General features: G+C 72.6%; 23 protein-coding genes. 10 read left to right on the top strand and 13 right to left on the bottom strand.

Features of this window, described 5'->3' with window-relative positions; translation table 11 throughout:
• Positions 1 to 126: 126 nt before the first annotated feature.
• Genes IF27_RS08580 through IF27_RS08570 form a run of 3 tightly spaced genes read right to left on the bottom strand, consistent with a single transcriptional unit; the run spans position 127 to position 2,068 of the window.
• The gene (locus IF27_RS08580; protein WP_052848794.1) at positions 127 to 702 is read right to left on the bottom strand and encodes a GNAT family N-acetyltransferase; all 576 of its coding nucleotides are present in this window, start codon (positions 700 to 702) and stop codon (positions 127 to 129) included.
• A 21-nt stretch (positions 703 to 723) separates the two neighbouring features.
• Positions 724 to 1,509 carry an SDR family NAD(P)-dependent oxidoreductase gene (locus IF27_RS08575; RefSeq protein WP_052848793.1) on the bottom strand — a complete coding sequence of 262 codons (786 nt, stop codon included), beginning with the start codon at positions 1,507 to 1,509 and terminating at the stop codon, positions 724 to 726.
• A 1-nt stretch (position 1,510) separates the two neighbouring features.
• Positions 1,511 to 2,068 (bottom strand): AAA family ATPase, encoded by a 558-nt coding sequence (locus IF27_RS08570; RefSeq protein ID WP_052848792.1) that lies wholly within the window; start codon positions 2,066 to 2,068, stop codon positions 1,511 to 1,513.
• A 69-nt stretch (positions 2,069 to 2,137) separates the two neighbouring features.
• Here IF27_RS08570 and IF27_RS08565 point away from each other — a divergent pair, with 69 nt between their 5' ends.
• Both IF27_RS08565 and IF27_RS08560 read left to right on the top strand, forming a co-directional pair.
• Entirely contained in the window at positions 2,138 to 2,833 is a 696-nt protein-coding gene (locus tag IF27_RS08565) for a hypothetical protein (RefSeq protein ID WP_052848791.1), read from the top strand.
• 263 nt (positions 2,834 to 3,096) lie between these two features.
• Positions 3,097 to 3,441: a hypothetical protein gene (locus IF27_RS08560; protein WP_052848790.1), complete on the top strand. Its 345-nt coding sequence runs from the start codon at positions 3,097 to 3,099 to the stop codon at positions 3,439 to 3,441.
• Between the two features lie 134 nt (positions 3,442 to 3,575).
• Here the strand turns inward: IF27_RS08560 and fxlM are convergent, their stop codons facing one another.
• From fxlM to IF27_RS30050, 6 genes are all read right to left on the bottom strand, one after another.
• Complete coding sequence (gene fxlM, locus IF27_RS08555; protein ID WP_052848789.1) at positions 3,576 to 4,802, bottom strand: methyltransferase, FxLD system; 1,227 nt, start codon at positions 4,800 to 4,802, stop codon at positions 3,576 to 3,578.
• 34 nt (positions 4,803 to 4,836) lie between these two features.
• Entirely contained in the window at positions 4,837 to 5,883 is a 1,047-nt protein-coding gene (locus IF27_RS08550; RefSeq protein WP_052848788.1) for a protein-L-isoaspartate O-methyltransferase family protein, read from the bottom strand.
• 84 nt (positions 5,884 to 5,967) lie between these two features.
• A complete protein-coding gene (locus IF27_RS08545) occupies positions 5,968 to 6,390 on the bottom strand; it encodes a lasso peptide biosynthesis B2 protein (RefSeq protein ID WP_223290962.1) in 423 nt (140 codons plus the stop codon).
• The gene (locus tag IF27_RS08540; RefSeq protein ID WP_052848786.1) at positions 6,387 to 6,692 is read right to left on the bottom strand and encodes a PqqD family protein; all 306 of its coding nucleotides are present in this window, start codon (positions 6,690 to 6,692) and stop codon (positions 6,387 to 6,389) included. Before IF27_RS08540 ends, IF27_RS08545 begins: the two co-directional genes overlap by 4 nt.
• The gene (locus IF27_RS08535; protein ID WP_052848785.1) at positions 6,676 to 8,484 is read right to left on the bottom strand and encodes an albusnodin/ikarugamycin family macrolactam cyclase; all 1,809 of its coding nucleotides are present in this window, start codon (positions 8,482 to 8,484) and stop codon (positions 6,676 to 6,678) included. Before IF27_RS08535 ends, IF27_RS08540 begins: the two co-directional genes overlap by 17 nt.
• A 121-nt stretch (positions 8,485 to 8,605) precedes the next feature.
• Positions 8,606 to 8,740: a lasso RiPP family leader peptide-containing protein gene (locus IF27_RS30050; RefSeq protein WP_110945680.1), complete on the bottom strand. Its 135-nt coding sequence runs from the start codon at positions 8,738 to 8,740 to the stop codon at positions 8,606 to 8,608.
• Positions 8,741 to 8,882: 142 nt separating this feature from the next.
• On the opposite strand from IF27_RS30050, the gene IF27_RS08530 reads away from it, so the two are divergent.
• Positions 8,883 to 10,256 (top strand): NsdA family TPR-like regulatory protein, encoded by a 1,374-nt coding sequence (locus IF27_RS08530; protein WP_052848784.1) that lies wholly within the window; start codon positions 8,883 to 8,885, stop codon positions 10,254 to 10,256.
• A 227-nt stretch (positions 10,257 to 10,483) separates the two neighbouring features.
• Here the strand turns inward: IF27_RS08530 and IF27_RS08525 are convergent, their stop codons facing one another.
• Entirely contained in the window at positions 10,484 to 10,681 is a 198-nt protein-coding gene (locus IF27_RS08525; RefSeq protein WP_052848783.1) for a DUF397 domain-containing protein, read from the bottom strand.
• A 4-nt stretch (positions 10,682 to 10,685) separates the two neighbouring features.
• The gene (locus IF27_RS08520) at positions 10,686 to 11,462 is read right to left on the bottom strand and encodes a helix-turn-helix domain-containing protein (RefSeq protein WP_223290961.1); all 777 of its coding nucleotides are present in this window, start codon (positions 11,460 to 11,462) and stop codon (positions 10,686 to 10,688) included.
• Positions 11,463 to 11,641: 179 nt separating this feature from the next.
• On the opposite strand from IF27_RS08520, the gene IF27_RS08515 reads away from it, so the two are divergent.
• From IF27_RS08515 to IF27_RS08510, 3 genes are read left to right on the top strand one after another with little or no spacing between them, the layout of a single operon-like run.
• Positions 11,642 to 12,082, top strand: a complete 441-nt coding sequence (locus IF27_RS08515; protein ID WP_110945679.1) for an ATP-binding protein — start codon at positions 11,642 to 11,644, stop codon at positions 12,080 to 12,082.
• On the top strand, positions 12,082 to 12,216 hold the full coding sequence (locus IF27_RS31790; RefSeq protein WP_263053834.1) for a hypothetical protein: 135 nt from the start codon (positions 12,082 to 12,084) through the stop codon (positions 12,214 to 12,216). The genes IF27_RS08515 and IF27_RS31790 overlap by 1 nt, the downstream gene beginning before the upstream one ends.
• A complete protein-coding gene (locus tag IF27_RS08510) occupies positions 12,213 to 12,659 on the top strand; it encodes a hypothetical protein (protein ID WP_052848780.1) in 447 nt (148 codons plus the stop codon). The genes IF27_RS31790 and IF27_RS08510 overlap by 4 nt, the downstream gene beginning before the upstream one ends.
• Positions 12,660 to 12,696: 37 nt before the next feature.
• Here the strand turns inward: IF27_RS08510 and IF27_RS08505 are convergent, their stop codons facing one another.
• Both IF27_RS08505 and IF27_RS08500 read right to left on the bottom strand, forming a co-directional pair.
• Positions 12,697 to 13,473: an SDR family oxidoreductase gene (locus tag IF27_RS08505; RefSeq protein WP_052848779.1), complete on the bottom strand. Its 777-nt coding sequence runs from the start codon at positions 13,471 to 13,473 to the stop codon at positions 12,697 to 12,699.
• Between the two features lie 67 nt (positions 13,474 to 13,540).
• Positions 13,541 to 14,179, bottom strand: coding sequence for a PH domain-containing protein (locus IF27_RS08500; protein WP_052848778.1), 639 nt, complete (start codon positions 14,177 to 14,179; stop codon positions 13,541 to 13,543).
• 249 nt (positions 14,180 to 14,428) lie between these two features.
• On the opposite strand from IF27_RS08500, the gene IF27_RS08495 reads away from it, so the two are divergent.
• From IF27_RS08495 to IF27_RS08480, 4 genes are all read left to right on the top strand, one after another.
• Positions 14,429 to 15,277: an ankyrin repeat domain-containing protein gene (locus tag IF27_RS08495; protein WP_052848777.1), complete on the top strand. Its 849-nt coding sequence runs from the start codon at positions 14,429 to 14,431 to the stop codon at positions 15,275 to 15,277.
• A gap of 99 nt (positions 15,278 to 15,376) precedes the next feature.
• Complete coding sequence (gene deoC / locus IF27_RS08490) at positions 15,377 to 16,348, top strand: deoxyribose-phosphate aldolase (RefSeq protein ID WP_052848776.1); 972 nt, start codon at positions 15,377 to 15,379, stop codon at positions 16,346 to 16,348.
• A gap of 6 nt (positions 16,349 to 16,354) precedes the next feature.
• The gene (locus tag IF27_RS08485; RefSeq protein WP_052848775.1) at positions 16,355 to 17,788 is read left to right on the top strand and encodes an aldehyde dehydrogenase family protein; all 1,434 of its coding nucleotides are present in this window, start codon (positions 16,355 to 16,357) and stop codon (positions 17,786 to 17,788) included.
• Positions 17,781 to 18,704 carry an aldehyde dehydrogenase family protein gene (locus IF27_RS08480; RefSeq protein WP_110945678.1) on the top strand — a complete coding sequence of 308 codons (924 nt, stop codon included), beginning with the start codon at positions 17,781 to 17,783 and terminating at the stop codon, positions 18,702 to 18,704. The genes IF27_RS08485 and IF27_RS08480 overlap by 8 nt, the downstream gene beginning before the upstream one ends.
• Positions 18,705 to 18,798 lie beyond the last annotated feature (94 nt).

Genomic DNA, 18,798 nt, shown 5'->3' with positions numbered 1-18,798 from the left:
TGGCGTTCCCTCCTCTTCCAGGCGAGGTACACGTCACCCCTCCACAGGCATGGAACGATCCGCAATCGTACAAGTTTGCAATCCTTCGAACGCGTTCCGCCCGGGCTCCCGCACGGTCGGTACCGGTCAGTCGCCCCGGACGTGGGCGTGCAGGTGCATGTCGTGGTGGCCGTCCGCATGGAGTGCGGCCGAGCGCAGCGTGCCCTCCAGGGCGAAGGCGGCCTTCTCGGCGACGCGGCAGGACGCCGTGTTGGCCGTCGAGTGCAGGAGCGTCAGGCGGTGGAAGCCCGCTTCGTCCAGCGCCCAGGCCGTCAACGTCCGCACGGCGCGCGGGCAGACGCCACGGCCGCGGGCCGCCGGGGTCATCCAGTAGGCGACCTCGGCGGTGCCGTCGATCAGGTCGAGGTCTTTCAGCGACAGCCGCCCGAGGAGCGTGCCGCCCTCGGCGATCGCCCAGTGGAGGCCGCGTTCGGCGGCCCAGTCCGCCTGCCAGCCCGCGACCCACCCGGCGGCCTCCGCGACGGAGTCGGCCCGGCGGGCGTGCCAGCGCTGGATCAACGGGTCCTCGTGGGCGGCTGCCACCGCCTCGGCGTCGTCCGGCAACCAGGGCCGCAGGACGGGGCCGTCCCCGAGGGGGAGCGTCGGCTGGTCCTGGGCGCCGATCGAGTCGGCGGCGATCACGGGCGTCACGAGCAGCGGCATACGCGTAGCGTCTCAGGCGCGTCAGTGGACGGAGAAGCCACCGTCCACGAACAGCGATTGGCCCGTGACGTAGGCGGACGCGGCGCTCGCCAGGAAGACGGCGGCGCCCGCGAAGTCGGCGGGCAGGCCGTTACGGCCGACGAGGGTGCGGGCGGCGAGCGCGGCGACGCGCTCCGGGTCGGACGCCAGGCGGGTGTTGAGCGGCGTCGGCACGAAGCCGGGCACCAGCGTGTTGCTGGTGACGCCGCGCGGCGACCACGCCTCGGCCTGCGAGCGGGCCAGCGATTCGAGCGCGCCCTTGGAGACGCCGTACGCGCCGCTCTGCGCGAACGCGCGGTGCGCCTGCTGGGAGCTGACATGGATGATCCGGCCGAAGCCGCGTGCCGCCATGCCGGGGCCGAAGCGCTGGGAGAGGAGGTGCGGCGCCTCCAGGTTGAGGGCCATGGTGGCGTCCCAGGCGGCGTCGTCCAGCGCGTCCATCGGCGGACGCAGGTTGATCCCGGCGGAGTTGACGAGGATGTCGGGCTCGCCGAAGACGGCCGCCGCCTCGTCGGCCGCCGCGCGCACGCCGTCGCGGCTGGCCAGGTCGGCGGAGACGCGGGCGACGCGGCAGCCCGCCCGCGTCAACGCGTCCACGGCCGCGTCCAGTTCGGCGGGGCGGCGGGCCACGAGCACGACGCTCGCGCCCGCCCGTGCCAGCGCCTCGGCGATGCCGCGGCCGATGCCGGAACTTCCCCCGGTCACGACGGCGACGCGCCCGTCCAGCGAGAACAGTTCGGCGAGGTAGGCGGCGCTCATAACGGACATCCTAGGCGGCGGCCGTCACCAGGCCGCGGCGGGCGGCGTCCCGTACGACGCGCCGCGCCGTCTCCTCGGGCGTGAGCGTGGAGGTGTCCAACCACCAGCCGTGATCGGCCAGTTCGGCGCGCATCTGCGCGTCGAGAGCGACAGGGTCGTAGGGCACGCGCTCGCGGGGGTCCCGTGCGGCGTTCCGCGCCGCGCAGACCGCGGGGCCCGGCGCGAGGACGACGAGGTGCACGGGCCGTGGTGCGAGACGGGCGAGGAAGAAGTCGAGCTGCGCGCGGGTCGGGACGATCGAGTCGATGACCGGGGCGAACCCGGCGTCGGCGAAGTTGCGGGCGAGCGCGGCCAGGTTCAGGTCGCACAGGGCGACTTGGCGGGCCGCCTCGTCGGCAGGTTCGCCGAGCGCCCAGACCCGGCCGCTGACGATCATGCCGTTCAGCGCGTCCCCGTCGAGCCGCGCGGCCCGGGGCAACAGCGACGCGACCCGCCGTGACACCGTGGACTTCCCCGCCCCCGGCATACCGGTCACGATCAGCACGCCGGGTGGTTCGATGGTCGTCATGCCTGCGATCGTGCCGCCACGCCCCCCGTCCCCCGCAACCCGATAAAGAGGAGAGCCGACGGTCCGCCCATGAGCACAGCGACCCTGAGGATCACCGTGCACCGCGTCCGGCTCGGACGGGACGAGTTCCGGGTCATCCGCGCGGCCGACCCGCTCGTCCGCGCGCGGCTGGTCGGCCCTGAGCCCGCGTGGGGCGATCTCCAGATGAACGTGGACGCGGGCGCCGCCCGGTCCATCGGCATGCTGTGGTCGCTGGCCGCGCGGTCACGGCGTTCGCTGGTCTACCTGCCGCTCCGCGACGGCGCGCTTCCGGCGGGCGGCCCCCGGCGCGCGGAGCCGCCGCTCGATCTGGTGCTGCTGCACCACTCGTTGCAGTTCAAGCCGCACCACTGGAAACGGGTGCGCGGACGCCTCGGGGCGGGCCTGCGCGGCACGGCGCGGCTCTCCCCGGCGGACCTGCGCGGCGACGGCGAGATCGACCACGCCGCGCACCACCACCGCGAGTACCGGGACACGTTCCACCAACACGTCCACGCCCACTCGCTGTTCATGGTCGGCAGCGCGAGGGTGTTCCGAGAGACGGCGGGCATGTTTTTCGACCTCGTCAGGCAGGCCCCGGACCACGGCGCCGACTCCCACCACTGCGAGGAACTGGGCCACCCGCTCGTCGGCAACGGCCGGGACATCCACATCGAATACACCCGCCGCTGGACCGACCATCAGCCACAATCGCCCGGTCATGCTACGGGTGATACCTCCAGCTGAGTTCGTGTACGTGCTCATCGAGCGTCCGCCAGAAGTCCGCGGGGTGTGGATTCCCATCCAACTCCGGCCGTCCGAGCGAGGTGCCAGAACCGGGCGACGTACTGTGGGCCGAGTTCGATGCGGGCCGGACAACCTGGCCGAACTCCGAGACTCACACGGCCTGTTCACCCTGGCTACCCTGAGACCCACGTTTCCCCTGGGAGCAGGAAGCCGCCGCCCGGGGACGGTCATGGTTTCCCGTCATCGCGCAGGAGATCCTTGTCATGATGTCTTTTTTCGCCAAGCTGGTCAGCAGTACCGAGGAATCACACCTCTACCGTGTCTTTCTTGACGACGGTGGCCGGGTCGCGCACCTCGTCCTCGACACAGAAGCTCGCGTCATCACCTCTGCGGACGCCGAGGGAAACCAGACCCGCACCATGCAACTCTCCGTCGAGAGCGGAAACATGGAACCATCGACCGACCCGGAGATCCGGACGGACTTCGAACGCGACGACGATGGACGCGGAATCAGCCGTGAAGAGTTCCGCCGCGTATCCGCCAACATCGCCGGACAGTACCTCAAGTCGGGGACTGCTCCCGAGGGAGTGGCGAAGTTCTACGGCTGATCCACCTACCTCAGCCGGGGGTCGTCCGGCGAGACAAGCGGAAACGCCGCATCGTGCCGTGCCCCCGGCCGTCGGGTGGGTCACGCCGAGCCGCCGTTGATCGGCTGCCCCTGGGCCGACAGGGCCGGGACGACTTACAGGCGTGGCCCCGAACAGGCCGCGCTTCGAGGCCAGGCCAGCACGAGGCGCGGTCCGGAGCGCTCCGACATCCGCCTCACGCACGTCGCTTCGTCGTCAGACGCCGCGCCGATGTACAGCACCGGGCCCGGTCCGCCCCGGTGATCGCGGTCCCACGCCCGCAGTTGCTCGGCAACCGCCTCAGCCACCCCGGCATCGGAGCCGTGCCAGGCGACGCCGTACTCGAACCGGGTGGCGTCCCCGTGCACCGGACGCATGACCAGGTAGGCGAGTGTGTCCGGCCCCCAGGTGGCCGGGGTGCCGCCGGGCAGCACCTGCGGCACGGCGGAGGAGGACGTGTGCAGGCGGCCGAAGGCGTCGAGTGTGGTCGCCAGCCACAGGTCCAGCACCGCCCGGCTCCCCTCGGTGGCAGTGACGGTCACCCCGCTCCACACCTCGCGTCCCTCGGCGCGGAAGGCCGTCGCGAGCCGGACCGGGTCAGGTGCCGCCCCGCCGTCCCACCGCAACCGCACCCCGTCGGCCAGGACGGCGGTGGCCACCGGGTCACGGGCCCCGGGCCCCTGCATCGCGACGAACCCGCACTGCTCCCAACCATCACCACGCCACAGACCGGCCCGTTCACGGGTGAACGTCAGCAACCGCCCCAGCCCGCGGAGCCGCATCGGCACGACCATGCGCCCGTCACCGGTCAGCTGATCCAGCCACGCCGAAGCGATCTCGGTCGCCTGCACGGTCACCACCAGCCGGTCGTACGGGAACCCGTCGGGCACTCCCGTGGTGCCGTCGCCCGTCACCAGCCGGACATCGGAGAACCCGGCCTGCTTGAGGCACACCTCGGCGCGGCCGGTCACGTCGGGATCGATGTCCATACTGGTCACCGATCCGGTGGAGCCGACCACGTGCCGCAACAGCGCCGCGTTGTATCCGCCGGACCCCACTTCCAGCACCCGGTCCCCCGCGCGTGGCGCAAGGCGTTCCAGCATGGTGGCGACCAGCCAGGGCGCGGAGACCGAACTCAGCGGCCTGCCGTCCGCAGCGCGCTTGGTGAACACAGCGTCGTCGCGGTAGGCGTCCTCCAGCCCGGTCCCCGGCAGGAAAACATGCCGGGGAACGGCGGCGAACGCCTCGGTCACCTGCGGGCTGGTGATCCGCCGGGCCTCTCGCAGCGCCCGCACCAGAGCGGCGCGCAGCTCAGCGGCACTGGCCGCCGATGTCTCGGACACCCCGATGCTCCTTCCGCCTCAAAGCTGCCCGGTGCTAACGGGTCAGCCGCAGGTTCCAGCCAGTGCCGTCCGGCCCGTCAGCGGGGACGAGGAGGGGTGTGTAGTCGTCGCGAGCGAGGCGCCCGGCGGCGTTCCAGCCGTCGATCCAACCGCGGACGACGGCCAGGGAGGGCGAGTCGGGGGCGTCCGCGATGAGCCGACCGTCCTTGGTGAGGGCAGCGGCGGAGGCGGCGGTGGAGTGCCCGAACACCATGCCGCCGTCGAAGCGGGCGAGGGTCAGACCCTCGTCCGCCGTGGCGGCGGCCCAGTACTGGAGCGGCTTCCACGACACCTCAGCCGGGGCGGGCTCGGTGTGGGCGGGATCAGCGAGCCGTTCCAGGGCGGCGCGGGCACCGGCGTGGTGCCAGTCGTCCCGGCCACGCCAGGCGATGGAGATCCAGCAGTGGTCAGGCGTCCGGGTCTCCCAGTCGATCCAACGGCCGGGCAGGTCGAGATCGACCTTCGGGGAGGGGGTGGTGTCGATGTAATTGCCGCCGGTGACGGCCTCGATCTCCGGCCGACCACCGGTGACGCGGAGGACGGCGAGGACGGTCAGGTCCGGGACGGGGGCGACGGGGAGGGTGGAGACGATCCGGCCGCCCTCGGTGCTCTGGTCCACCCACGCCTTCGGCAGCAGCGGCGGCGCGCACCAAGCGCCGATCCGGTCGTACGGCCCGGCATCCGGGTAACCGCCGGTGCCGTCGGCGGTGTGACAGCGGATCTGGGTGAGGCCGCGCCGGTGGTGGATGAGGTTGGCCCAACGGGTGAGGTAGCCGTCGATGTCCACACTGGTCACCGACCCGGCCGGGCCGGTGAGGTGGGCGAGAAGAGCGCCGGAGTAGCCCGAGCCGGTGCCGATCTCCAGCACGTTCATGCCGTCGGCGACGGCGAGGTGGGAGATGTCGCGGTGGACGAAGACGGGGTTGGTGCGGTGCACGGTGGGACCGCGCCCGTCGTGGTGGGTGTAGTGCTTCTCCGGCACGGTCTCGGCGGCCTGGGTGACCTCGGGTGCCACGGGGACATCGACGGCGGGTGCGCTCAACACTCTTCACTCCTCGGAGGAATGGGGAACTCGTGTGCTCAACTGACCCGGCCGGGTGAAGGACACGTCCGGCCGTTGCCCTGATCAGATCTGGAGGGCGGTGTGGTGGTGCCACCCACCGGTCGTGTACTCACCCACCGGTCCGTGGACCGGGATCTCCGCCCAGGCGTGGTACTCCACCGGCGGCGGGGTGAATCGCGCCCCGAGGCACCAGGTGAGACGACGGCGAAGGATCGCTGCGGCCAGCACGGCGCCGAGACTCGACTCCATGCAGGCGATCCGCACGGGCCAGCGGCGGCCGACGTACCGCACCGCCGATACCAGTTCCTCGGCGCGGCCCCGGGCCAGCGGCCGGCGGCCGGCGCATCGGGCGAGCCGCACGACGCGAACGGTGTACCGGAACGGCAACCTCAGCAGCACCAGGGCGGCGGCCAGTCCCAGCCGGGCCGCGCACCGTTCGGTGAAGGTCCCGGCCCGGTGGGCCGTGTACGCCTGGATGGTGGTCACCGCCACCACCCCCGGCGGAACCGGCTTCGCCGTGCTCCCGGTTGCGGGCAGTCCCCGACGAGCCCGGCAGCGGTGAGGGCGTCGGCCACCATGGTGACGTCGGCCGCCGCCCGGCCGGGGGTGAGCCCGTAGCGCTGGGCGTACTGCCCGGCCGCCTCCTCCACGGTGGTGGAGGCGCACAGGAGCATCACGGCCGCCGCAGCGGTCGGCGTCAGGTGGGTCCACCGGCCGGTACGTGCGTTCAGGATGGCGCCGCCGTCATCGGTCAGGACCGGATGCGCGTCCTCACTCAGCCGCCACACGGCTGGTCACCTCCTCCCACCAGGCAGCGGGGCGGACGTCGAGTTGCCGCAGCCACACCTCGGCCGCGACCGCCAGGTGCACGGAGCCCTGCGGCGCGCGCTGCCCGGCGGCGGCACGCCGGAGCACCGCCGCCACAGGTCCGAAGTCGGCCAGGCCGAGAGCGGCGAGGCGGGAATCGGGGCCGAGCAGGGCACGGATGGTGGGCGCGTGCTCGCGCAAGCCCGCGTAGGAGACGCCGTTGAACCCGCCCTTCGTCACCCGCTGGAGCACGAAGGCCGGTACGGGTCCGTTCGGGAAGGCGGCGGCCAGCAGCGGCTTGAACGTTCCGGGGGCGCCGCGTTCAGCGGGCGGGACGGCCAGACAGATGCGGATCACCTCGTTGTCCAGGTAGGGGGAGGCCAGCTCGGTACCGAACTCGCCCTCGGCGAGCGCCCGCCACCCGTTCATGTCCGCGCCCAGGTGGAGCAGGTCCTGCCGGTCGGTCCACGAGGCCAGCCACTCCGGCGCCGCCGTGGTGCCGTCGGCGGCGTGGTCGAGGACGTCGGCAAGCAGGTCGCGGCCGTACGGAGTCATCCATGCGGCGGTGGCCAGCAACGGCGTGAAGGTCTGCGGAGGCCGGTGGTTCGGATCCCAGGGACGGGCCGGACGGCGCAACTCGGCGGCGGCGAGCCGGAGAGAGCCCGGGAAGGTGGTTCGGGATGCCGGGTGGGCCCGCCGCAGCACGGCCCATACCGAGGTTCGGCCGATGCGGGCGCGGGCCTGCGCGTGGGCGAATGCTGTTCGGTAGGAGCGGGCGCGGAGCAGGTCCGGCAGGTAACCGGTCGCGGAGAGCACGGTGTCGCCGCCGGTACCGGTGAAGTGCAGTCCCGGTCCCCGGTGGGTGGCGGCGGCCAGCACGGCGCGCTTGATCGCCGCGGTGACCGTGTACGGGTTCGGGGCGTCGGTGGACGGCAGGTGGGAGAGGTCGTCCAGGCCGCTGTAGTAGGCGGTGCCCGCCTCCCCGGTGACGACGCGGTGCCGCAGGCCGGGCACGGTGGCGGCGATGCGGCGGGCGAAGGCCAGGTCGTCGTCGCGGATGCGCGGGTCGGTGAACGTGGTGGCCGTCACTGCCCCGTGCCCGGCCGCCAGGCAGGTCAGGGTGGTGGAGTCCATCCCGGCCAGATCGCAGCTCACCGGCCGGTGGCCGTCGAGCCGGGCGGCGACCGCGAGCCGTAGTGCCGCCCCGACCCTGGGCGCCGCCTCAGCGAGCGGGACCGGCTCGTACTCGGCGGGCTCGAACCGTTCGACTGCCAGGACGTCGGCCTCGATGCGCAGGAGGCGGCCGGGCGATACCCGGTGGATGTCGCGGAACAGCGACCGCTCGGCGAGAACATCGGGCTGGCCGATGGCCAGATGCGCCGCGAGTGTGACCTGATCGACCGGCGCGGTGTCCAGGGCGGCCAGGGCGGAGGCCGCGTTCGCCCACCACACCCCGCCGTCCTTCCGGCGCCAGTGGACCGGGTGCTGCCCGGACAGGTCGCCGATCACCACGGTCAGCGGCCCGTGTACCGCGACGACCAGGTAGGAGCCGGGCCAGCAGGTGAGATCCCGCCAGCGGGCGGCCCGGACCAGGCGCAGACCGGCGGCGAGCTGAGCGTCATCCGCCCCGCACTCCCCGACCACGACGAGTGCGGTATCGCCCGCGCGCGCCGTCCGCACGCGGTCGGCGGGCTGCCCCACCGACCACACCGCGTCCCAGCCAGGCACCTTCCGGCCGTCCAGCGGCCGTACGCCGGGCGCCGACCGTCCCACCCACCCTGTGCACCACCTCAACGTCAACTCACTCCTTCGTCCCTCGTCCTGGAAGCAGGCGTGCGAGCCGGGCCCGGGGCATGGCTGGAGTCCCCGGACCCGGCCCTGGGCCGTATCGGCGTCAGTCGTCCTCGGACTTGACGTACTGGGTGTCGTCCGCGGTGTCGAAGTTGTTCGACCCCAACGTCACCTCGGTGACATCACCGGCGTCCAGCACGAGGGGCGGGGCGTAGACCTCGGCGGTCTGCTGCTCCATCGCGCTCACCTCCTTTCGCAAGCTCTCCCGGTGGCGGACTGTCCGTCACCGGTGTTCTGCAAGAAGTGAACCCCGTAGGGGAGTTCGCGGGTACGGTGAGAGACCGGCGGAGCGGTATATCGGGTATACGAGGCGGGCGCCGATGTCGAAGCGCACACCGAACCACCAGCTCAGGGAACTTCTGGACGAGGCGAGGCTGACGTACGAGGCCACTGCCCGGTCCGTGCGCGCCGTTGCGGCCGAGACAGGAGAGCGTCCGGCCACCAACAAGTCCGCGGTCCACCACTGGGTGTGCGGAGTAGTGCCGGAAGAGGCCACCATCCGCTACCTCGCCGAAGCGCTCTCCCGCCGGTTGGGCCGCCGCGTCACCTTCGAAGACCTCGGGCTTCCTTCCCCCCTCGGCGGTGAGGATGAAAGCATCGGCTTGGCCCTCGGCCCGGACCCGGTCGGGGTACTCGCGACGATCGGAGAGGCTGACGTGCGCCGACGCCGGTTCCTGACCGCCTCCGCCTATTCCATGGCCGCCACCGTGCGGCCCCTCGGCCACGTCAAGGAGACGGCCGAGCGCGCCGCCGCGGCCCGCGGCGGCGCCACGGTGGGAGCGGCGGAGATCACTGCCGTCCGCGACATGGTCGCCCTGTTCACCGAGATGGACGAACGCCTCGGCGGCCAGCACGGACGGGCCGCGTTCGTGCAGTACCTCATCACCGATGTCGCCCCGCTGTGCAGGGCCCGCTTCCGCACCGACGACCTGCGCCGCCAGATGCTCTCCGTCGCCTCCTCCGCCGCCCACCTCGCCGGATGGAAGGCGTACGACTCAGGCGAGCAGGGTCTCGCGCAGCGGTACTACATGCAGTCCTTCGCCCTGGCGGTGGAGTCCGGCGAGCCGGGCCAGGACGGGTTCGTCATGCGCACCATGTCCCAGCAGGGGATCAAGCTCCACCGGCCCGAGCGCTGCCTGGACCTCGCCCAGACGGGGCTGGAGCGGGCCGCCGGGCACGTTCCGGCCCGCGCCGAGGCGCTGTTCCACATCACCCATGCCCACGCCCTGGCCCAGACCGGCCGACGCCGCCAGGCCGTCGCCGAAGTCCAGGCCGCACGCGCCGCTCTGGACGTCGGCCGCGGCGAAGACGTGCCGTTCTGGGCGTTGGCCTGGGGCCCGCCGGAGGCCACCGTCGCGTCCCGCACCGCCAAGGTCCACCAGGCCCTCGGCGACCACCGGCGTGCCGGACAGCACTACGCCCGGGCCGCCGCCTCCCGCCCGGCCGGTACCTACGCCCGCATCGTCGCCCTCGACCTGGTCGCCGCCGCCGAGTCCCAGCTCAAGCAGGGCGGCGTCGAAGAGGCGTGCGCGACGTGGTCGCGGGCCATGGACCACATGGACGGCGTCGCCTCCGCCCGCACCCGAAAAGCCGTCCGGAACCTGCGCCGCGATCTCTCCCCCTACCGCATCCGCGGACTGCGCTACGCGGTCGAACTCGATGAACGAGCCGTCGGCTTCCTCGGCTCCGCCTGACCTGCCTGCGGCTTCACCGACTTCTCGTCCGCTGACCCGCCGTGGGGACCGGACGGTCCGCTCTCCCGCGGGCTACCCTCCATCCGGTGGTAGCCCGGAATCACCGGCCGCCGCCTTCCGGGCCGGAAGCCCGCCGGAGTCCTCGACAACTCTCCGCCTCAGCCGGGCTACGGTCCCCGCCTCACCAGGCACAGCCTCGACGCCTTGATGCGAACCGGTACGCGACCTCAGTTCTTGACCAGGCCGACGAACGCGCGCCAAGAGGCGGTGGGCATGGTCAGGACGTGGTCGGGCGCCTTCGAGTCACGGACCGGCACGACGAGGGCGAAGCCGTCGGCGACCTCTACACAGTTGTCGGCTCCCCCGTTGCTGTAGCTGGACTTGCGCCAGCGCGCGGCGCTCATGTCGGCTCCGGGAGTGAGCATGTCGTCAGCCGTCCTTCATCAGTTTGCGGATGAACTCCAAGGAGTCCAGGGGAGGTAGCGCGCGGGCGCTGACTTCATCGTAGGAGAGACGGAGCTGTTCCACCTCGCCCGGTTCCTCGATCACTTCGCCCGACTTGTTGCCCTCCTGATAGGCAGCGGAGCTCCCGTCCGGGAGCCACATGATGGTCAGCGAGCCGCCCAGTAGATCGTGAAGGCCTGCGGTCAACGGAAGAACCTGGATCGTGACGTTCGGGAGCTGGGCGTCGTCGAGCAGGCGTTGGAGCTGCCGGTTCCACGCTTCTTTGTCCCTCAGCGGACGTGCGAATGCCACCTCGTCCAACACAATGCGCAGGTGAGCTGGGGAGGTGTCCCTGCGCAGAATCTGCTGGCGCCCCAGGCGAAGGGAAAGCTGGTCTTCCAGAGCTTCCTCTTCATCGGGGCGGTGAGGCACGGACCATAGAAGCTCGCGAGCGTACTCCTCGGTCTGGAGTAGCCCCGGAATCGTCTGCGGCACGTATCGCTGAATGATCCGGGCCGTGTCCTCAAGCTCCATGTAGCGCTGGTAGCGGCCGAGGTAGGCGTCGTCCTTGGCCAGCCACCACAGGTTCTGGAGACCGCGCCCCGTCCCGTACACCTCGTCCAGGCGCCGGGCCGTCTCCAGGTCGCCCAAGCGCTCGCCGCGCTCCAGGCGGTTGAGGTAGGAGCGGTCGTACCGGACCCGGTCGGACAGTTCCCCGAGCGACATTCCGCTCTCTTCCCGCAGCTTGGCCAGCTCGGTCATGAACCTCCAGCGTGCCGGTGCCATCGGCTTCACTTCTGACTTGCGCGCACCCATCAACGATCCCCTGAGAGCAGTCGATTGTTGTCCCGTCAAGAGGCATCGGGAAACCCCTGGTCAGCGTAGCTCTCCGGCCGCGAGGCTTGTAGCCGTCTCGTCACGGACGGCGAAGGAAGCCCCTCATGCCCCTACCAAGCCATGTGCTCGATCTCTGCTCCAGCGGTGCCGCGTTCACCTGGGACTTACACCTCGATGCCCGGCACATCGAGACGTGGCGGCGCACGGTGTGCCTGGTGCTGTGCTCGTGGGGGGCCTCGGACGGTGCGGTGGACGTCGCGCGGTTGGGTGTCTCCGAGTTGCTGGGCAATGTGCAGCGGCACGTCGGTGACTCGTACTGCCGTCTGTCGGTGGTGTTGGCCGGTGGGCGGGTGACGGTGCGGGTGGCGGACCGTTCGCCGTGTGTGCCGGTCGTCTCGGAACCTGCCTGGGACGCCGAGTCGGGCCGTGGGTTGTGGATGCTGCGGGCGATGTGCCGGGACTTCGGCTGTGACCCCGAAGCGGGCGGCAAGAGCGTGTGGTTCGTGCTCGACCTCACCTCCTCGGACGAGAAGGCGGCGGTCTGATGGGCGCGTTGCGGTGCGCGGGCAGCGTCCTCGGCGTCGTGGCCGTGGTGGGCGGGGGCGCGCTGCTGGGGTTGGTCGTCGCGTTCCTGTGTGTACTGCGGGTGCTCGGCAAGGCGCAGGAGGAGCAGCGGTGAACACCGAGGAATGGCTCGTGGGCGCCTGCTGGTTGTGGTGCGGGCACCGGGTCACGCTGGTGCGATGCGTCGGCGCCGTGTCGGTCGCGTCCCCGCCGGGAGAGGCGCCGCTGTACGCGTGCGGGCGGTGCCTGGAACAACTCGAAGGCTCCGTCGCCGACTACGGCGAGGTCGCGGGCCCCGGCGTGCAGGACGACGGCCTGTACGTGACACCGGGACAACCGTCGCCGCCCCCACGCCCCCGCACTCGGCGCTGGTTCCGAGGGGCGCGCACCGTGCTGGGACGCCGCTGGCGCGGCCTGGTCGAGAGCGGCGAGGAACCGTCGCACATATCCCCGCCGGAACGCGTCGGCCCGTGGTCGTCGCCCCCATGGCGGCCGAAGCCCCCGCTGCCCGACGAGGTCGAACTCGCCTTCCGCATCCTCACCGACCCCGACGACTGAGCGGCGGCGGCGTTCTCCCCGCCCGGCGGCCGATGGGTCAGGCCACGCCGCCGTCGCTGTGCAGCAGTTGGCCGTTGATCCACTGGCCCTGCGGCGACAGCAGGAAGTCCACGAGGTGCGCCGCGTCCTGCGGGGTGCCGAGGCGGCCGAGCGGGGTGGCCGCGCGGACCTCGTCGCGCAGCTCGTCCGTCATCCAACCGGTGTCCACAGGACCCGGGTTGACGACGTTCGCCGTCACGCCGAGGGACGCGAACTCGTGCGCCGCCGCGAGGGTGATGCGGTCGAGGGCGCCCTTGCTGGCGCCGTACGGCAGGTTGCCCACGGTGTGGTCGCTGGTGAGGGCGACGATGCGGCCGGTGCCGTGGGGGCCGGTGAAGCGGCGGCCGTACTCGCGGATCAGCAGCCAGCTCGCCCGCGCGTTGACCGCGAAGTGCCGGTCGAAGCTGTCCACGGTGGTGTCGAGCAGCCCGGAATCGACCGACTCGCAGTGGCTGAGCACCAGGGCCGTGACCATGCCGAGGCGGCCCTCCACCTCGTCCAGCACGCGCGCCGGGGCGGCCGGGTCCGCGAGGTCGGCCTCCACGGCCGCCGTGGCGGCGCCCCGCGCGGCGAGGTCGGCCGCGATGCTCTCGGGCGCGCCCTCCTCGGCGCCCCAGGCCATGCGCCGGTCGTAGGGCGTCCAGTAGGTGAAGGCGACGTCCCAGCCGGACGAGGCGAGGCTACGGGCGATGCCCGCGCCGATCCCGGCGCCGCGGCCGACACCGGTGATCAGGGCGAGGGGGCGGGCGGCCTCGGCGGGGCGGGGGTTCGTCATGGGAGGCGATCATGCGCGAGCGACGGCCGGGTGGCAAACCCGGCGCCGCGCGCCCCCGAAGGGCAGGTCAGCGCGTCAGCCACAGCACGAGCAGCGCGACGGCGCCCGCCGCCAGCGGGATCAGCGTCTCCAGGCTCCAGCGGATCTCGACGTCCCCCTGCGCGCCGGGCTTCTCGCGGTGGCGCTCGGCCAGGTCGCGCAGCTCGGCGATGGCCGCGTCGCCCGCCGCCAGGCCGGGCGGTTCGGCGGCGGCGCGGTCGTCGGCGGGCGTGCCATAGGTGCCGAAGCGCCCGCTGCGCGGCATGCGGCCGGATTCCGCCTGCTCACGGCGGCGGTTGGCGCGGTTGCGGCCCCGCAACGAGACGGGGATCGACCAGATCTGGTACGTGCGCCCGTCCGCGACGACCTCGGACGAGTAGCGCGCCCGCACGGTCTCGACGCGGCTCCACGGCAGCGTGACGGTGCGGAACGGGTTCCGCACGCGCAGCCGCTCGTCGGAGGCGAAGGCCGCCGGGCGGACGGAGAACGCCACGATCAGCGGGACGGCGAACACCAGTCCCGACAGGGCCACCAGCGGCGTCCTGCCGTCGCCGCGCAGGATCGCGTCGGTGCCGAGCCAGGCGGCGAGGGCGAGCAGCAGCACGCCGCCCACGATGGCGGAACCGGAACGGTAGGCGCGGTCGGCGTACTTCTGGGGCTCACTCATGCGTCCGATTCTGCCGGACCCGGGCGCCGGGGCGGCGGCGCGGCCCCCGGCCGTCCGGCGCCCGCCGGTGTCGGCGCGCGGGGGCGATTTCCGGCCGCCCCACCACGCGGGCCCGCGGGCCTCGCCCTCCCGGTTCGGCAGCGCTCGGTCACACCCCGTAAAGTCGTTTGCTGCAAGCGGAGTTGACGTTTGCCGCCCCGCCGCAGGGCGGCGCTCGGGCTCCCCCTCGGCCAGACGGAAGCGACAGCGATGACCACAGCAGTTCAGACGGACGACACGGACCTGCTCCGGGCCCTGCTCTCCGCCGCCCACACGCGGGACCTGCCCGCCCTGCGGGCCGCCCTCGCGGCCGGTGCCGACGTGGACGGCGCCGACGAGCGCGGCTGGACGGCGGTCCTGGTGGCGACGCTCCAGGCGTTCCGCGAGGGTGTCGAGGTCCTGCTGGCGTCGGGCGCCGACCCGGGGAGCACGCTGGTGGAGGGCCGCTTCGGCGCGCTCCACCACGTGATCCAGTACACGAAGGACCGCCCGCTGGACTACAAGGTCACCGTGGTCCGCGACGGCCGGGAGGTCGTCCTCACCGGGCGCGACGAGATCCGCGCGGAGATCGGCTCGCACCCGGACGACACGTACGACGACTGCGTCGCCATCGCCGCGATGCTGATCGACGCGGGGATCGACGTCGATCAGGCGACGTCGCACGGCCAGACGCCGCTGTCGCACGCCGCGTCGCGCGGGACGGCCGAGATCACGCGGCTGCTCCTGGCCACGGGGCGCGTCGCCCTCGACTCGCACGACCAGGACGGCCTCACGCCGCTGCACTACGCCAGCCGTCACGGTTTCGTGGAGCCGGTCGAGCTGCTGCTCGCGGCCGGGGCCGACCCGGGGAGCCGGGAGAACTTCGGGTTCACGCCGCTGCACGAGGCCGCCGAGAACGGCCACGCCGAGGTGGCGCGCGCGCTGCTCGCGGCGGGGGCGGACCCGCGGGCCGGGCTGACGAAGGCGTTCGGCGACGTCCCGGCGGGCACCACGGCGCACGGGCTCGCGACCGTGCAGGGGCACGCGGCGGTGGCGGCGTTGCTGGAGCGCACGGTCTGACGGCGCGGACGCGTCCGGCGGCGGGCGGCCGGGGCCAGGTCGCTTTCCGCCGACCGCGTGACAGGCCACTACGCGCGTAGATATGCTGACCTGGTGACCATGCTCTCCCGGCCCCCCAGCCCCAGCCCCGCCGCCGCCCCCGGCCTGGCGGACGTCACGGCGTCCGATGCCGCGCTGCGCCGCTTCCTGCACGGCCTGCCCGGCGTGGACGCGGTCGGACTCGACGCCCGCGCCGCCACGCTCAGGACACGTTCGATCAAGACCACCTCCAAGGCGTTCGCGATCGATCTGGCGATCCGGATGATCGACCTGACGACGCTGGAGGGCGCGGACACCCCCGGCAAGGTCCGCTCGCTGTGCGCCAAGGGCGCGGCGCCCGACCCGACCGACCGCGACACCCCCGCCGTGGCCGCGATCTGCGTCTACCCCGACCTCGTCACCACCGCCGTCCAGGCGCTGCGCGGCACCGGCATCAAGGTCGCGTCGGTCGCCACCGCCTTCCCCGCCGGGCGGGCGGCGCGGGACGTGAAGCTGGCGGACACGCGCCAGGCGGTCGCCGACGGCGCGGACGAGATCGACATGGTGATCGACCGGGGCGCGTTCCTCTCCGGGCGCTACCTGGCCGTGTTCGAGGAGATCGCCGCCGTCCGCGAGGCGTGCGGCGGCGCGCACCTGAAGGTGATCCTGGAGAACGGCGAGCTGGCCACGTACGACGCCATCCGTCGCGCCTCCTGGCTGGCGATGCTGGCGGGCGCCGACTTCATCAAGACGTCCACCGGCAAGGTCGGCGTGAACGCGACGCCCCCCAACACGCTGCTGATGCTGGAGGCGGTCCGCGACTTCCGCGCCGCGACCGGCAGGCAGGTCGGCGTGAAGGCGGCGGGCGGCATCCGCACCACGAAGGACGCGCTGGCGTACCTGGTGCTGGTCAACGAGACGGCGGGTCCCGACTGGCTCAGCCCCGACTGGTTCAGGCTGGGCGCCTCCAGCCTGCTCAACGATCTGCTGATGCAGCGTCAGAAACTGCGCACCGGCAGCTACTCCGGCCCCGACTACGTGACGGTGGACTGACACACCATGAGCACTTTCGAGTACGCGCCCGCGCCCGAGTCACGGGCGGTCGTGGACATCGCGCCCTCGCACGGCCTGTTCATCGGCGGCGAGTTCAGGCCCGCGGCGGACGGGAAGGTCTTCAAGACCGTCTCGCCCGCGAGCGAGGAGGTGCTGTCCGAGGTCGCCTGGGCGGGCGAGGCGGACGTGGACGCGGCGGTCGCGGCGGCGCGCGCGGCGTTCCCCGCCTGGTCGGCGCTGCCGGGCGCCGAGCGCGGCAAGTACCTCTTCCGCATCGCCCGGCTGCTCCAGGAGCACTCCCGCGAGCTGGCCGTGCTGGAGACGCTGGACAACGGCAAGCCGATCCGCGAGTCGCGCGACGTCGATCTGCCGCTGGTCGCCGCGCACTTCTTCTACTACGCGGGCTGGGCCGACAAGCTGCGGTACGCGGGCTTCGGCGACGCGCCGCGCCCCCTCGGCGTCGCCGCGCAGGTCATCCCCTGGAACTTCCCGCTGCTGATGCTCGCGTGGAAGATCGCGCCCGCCCTCGCGACGGGCAACACCGTCGTCCTGAAGCCCGCCGAGACGACGCCGCTGACCGCGCTGCGCTTCGCCGAGATCTGCGTGCAGGCGGGGCTGCCCGCCGGGGTCGTCAACATCGTGACGGGCGACGGGGCGACGGGCGCGGCGCTCGTCGGCCACGAGGGCGTGGACAAGGTCGCGTTCACCGGCTCGACGGAGGTCGGCCGCGCCATCGCGCGCACCGTCGCCGGGACGCGGAAGAAGCTGACGCTCGAACTCGGCGGCAAGGCCGCGAACATCGTCTTCGACGACGCCCCGCTCGACCAGGCGGTCGAGGGCGTCGTCAACGGGATCTTCTTCAACCAGGGCCACGTGTGCTGCGCCGGGTCGCGGCTGCTGGTGCAGGAGTCGGTGGCCGACGAACTGCTCGACGCGCTGAAGCGCCGCATGGCGACGCTGCGCGTGGGCGATCCGCTGGACAAGAACACCGACGTCGGCGCGATCAACTCGGCGGCGCAGCTGGCGAGGATCGAGGAGCTGACGGCGGCGGGCGAGGCCGAGGGCGCGGAGCGCTGGTCGCCGCCGTGCGAACTGCCGTCCACCGGCTACTGGTTCGCGCCGACGCTGTTCACCGGCGTCACGCAGGCGCACCGCGTCGCGCGCGAGGAGATCTTCGGCCCGGTGCTGTCCGTCCTCACCTTCCGCACGCCGGACGAGGCCGTCGCCAAGGCCAACAACACGCCCTACGGGCTGTCCGCCGGGATCTGGACGGAGAAGGGTTCGCGCATCCTGTGGATGGCGAACCGGCTGCGGGCGGGCGTGATCTGGTCCAACACGTTCAACAAGTTCGACCCCACCTCCCCGTTCGGCGGCTACCGGGAGTCCGGTTACGGCCGCGAGGGCGGGCGGCACGGTCTGGAGGCGTACCTCGATGCCTGAGCGGTCCGGCAAGCAGTCGGAGAAGCAGTCCGGCAAGCAGTCCGAGAAGCAGTCGGAGCAGCGGCGGCTCGCCGTGCTGAAGACCTACAAGCTGTATGTCGGCGGCGCGTTCCCGCGCTCCGAGAGCGGACGGGTGTACGAGGTGACCGACGCGTCGGGGCGGTGGCTGGCCAACGCCCCGCTGGCCTCGCGGAAGGACGCGCGCAACGCCGTCGTCGCCGCGCGCAAGGCGTTCCCCCGCTGGTCGGGCGCGACCGCCTACAACCGCGGCCAGGTCCTCTACCGGGTCGCGGAGATGCTGGAGGGGCGGCGCGAGCAGTTCCGCGCCGAGGTCGCGGACGCGGAGGGCCTGAGCGCGCCGAAGGCGCGGGCGGCCGTGGACGCGGCGATCGACCGGTGGGTCTGGTACGCGGGCTGGACGGACAAGGTCGCGCAGGTCGCGGGCGCCGCGAACCCGGTGGCCGGGCCGTACTTCAACCTGTCCACGCCCGAACCGACCGGCGTCGTCGTAGTGTTCGCGCCGCAGGAGTCGTCGCTGCTGGGCCTGGTGTCGGTGCTGGCGCCGGTGCTGGCGACCGGGTGCACGGCCGTCGTCGTCGCCGCGGAGCGCGCGCCGCTGCCCGCGCTGTCGCTGGCGGAGGTGCTGGCCACCTCGGACGTGCCGGGCGGCGTGGTGAACGTACTGTCGGGGCGCGTCGCGGAGTTGGGCCCGCCGCTGGCCGCCCACGGCGACGTGGACGCGCTGGACCTCACCGGCGCAGGGCCTGAGGCCACCGCGCTGGAGGCGGAGGCCGCCGGGACGCTCAAGCGCGTACGGCGCCCGCGCCCCGACGAGGACTGGACGGCCGACCCGGGCACGGGGCGGCTGCTGTGGCCGCTGGAGACGAAGACGGTCTGGCACCCGATGGGTGTCTGAACTTCCCTGCGGACAGGGGGCGTTCACCCGTTACGGTGAACGCTTCCCGTTCTCTCCCGACGCCGTGCCGCGCGCCCCCCATAGTTCGAGGGGT

The sequence above is a fragment of the Streptomyces avicenniae genome (assembly GCF_000719135.1).
Lineage (GTDB): Bacteria > Actinomycetota > Actinomycetes > Streptomycetales > Streptomycetaceae > Streptomyces > Streptomyces avicenniae.
This window is presented reverse-complemented; position numbering and strand designations above follow the sequence as displayed.

Coding starts and splice junctions, on each gene's coding strand:
- IF27_RS08525 (WP_052848783.1), bottom strand. CDS start 10,681: ATGCTCACTCCCGGAGCCGACATGAGCGCCGCGCGCTGGCGCAAGTCC.
- IF27_RS08575 (WP_052848793.1), bottom strand. CDS start 1,509: ATGTCCGTTATGAGCGCCGCCTACCTCGCCGAACTGTTCTCGCTGGAC.
- IF27_RS08495 (WP_052848777.1), top strand. CDS start 14,429: ATGACCACAGCAGTTCAGACGGACGACACGGACCTGCTCCGGGCCCTG.
- deoC (WP_052848776.1), top strand. CDS start 15,377: ATGCTCTCCCGGCCCCCCAGCCCCAGCCCCGCCGCCGCCCCCGGCCTG.
- IF27_RS08515 (WP_110945679.1), top strand. CDS start 11,642: ATGCCCCTACCAAGCCATGTGCTCGATCTCTGCTCCAGCGGTGCCGCG.
- IF27_RS08505 (WP_052848779.1), bottom strand. CDS start 13,473: ATGACGAACCCCCGCCCCGCCGAGGCCGCCCGCCCCCTCGCCCTGATC.
- IF27_RS08580 (WP_052848794.1), bottom strand. CDS start 702: ATGCCGCTGCTCGTGACGCCCGTGATCGCCGCCGACTCGATCGGCGCC.
- IF27_RS30050 (WP_110945680.1), bottom strand. CDS start 8,740: ATGGAGCAGCAGACCGCCGAGGTCTACGCCCCGCCCCTCGTGCTGGAC.
- IF27_RS31790 (WP_263053834.1), top strand. CDS start 12,082: ATGGGCGCGTTGCGGTGCGCGGGCAGCGTCCTCGGCGTCGTGGCCGTG.
- IF27_RS08485 (WP_052848775.1), top strand. CDS start 16,355: ATGAGCACTTTCGAGTACGCGCCCGCGCCCGAGTCACGGGCGGTCGTG.
- IF27_RS08565 (WP_052848791.1), top strand. CDS start 2,138: ATGAGCACAGCGACCCTGAGGATCACCGTGCACCGCGTCCGGCTCGGA.
- IF27_RS08520 (WP_223290961.1), bottom strand. CDS start 11,462: ATGACCGAGCTGGCCAAGCTGCGGGAAGAGAGCGGAATGTCGCTCGGG.
- IF27_RS08480 (WP_110945678.1), top strand. CDS start 17,781: ATGCCTGAGCGGTCCGGCAAGCAGTCGGAGAAGCAGTCCGGCAAGCAG.
- IF27_RS08530 (WP_052848784.1), top strand. CDS start 8,883: ATGTCGAAGCGCACACCGAACCACCAGCTCAGGGAACTTCTGGACGAG.
- IF27_RS08560 (WP_052848790.1), top strand. CDS start 3,097: ATGATGTCTTTTTTCGCCAAGCTGGTCAGCAGTACCGAGGAATCACAC.
- IF27_RS08570 (WP_052848792.1), bottom strand. CDS start 2,068: ATGACGACCATCGAACCACCCGGCGTGCTGATCGTGACCGGTATGCCG.
- IF27_RS08500 (WP_052848778.1), bottom strand. CDS start 14,179: ATGAGTGAGCCCCAGAAGTACGCCGACCGCGCCTACCGTTCCGGTTCC.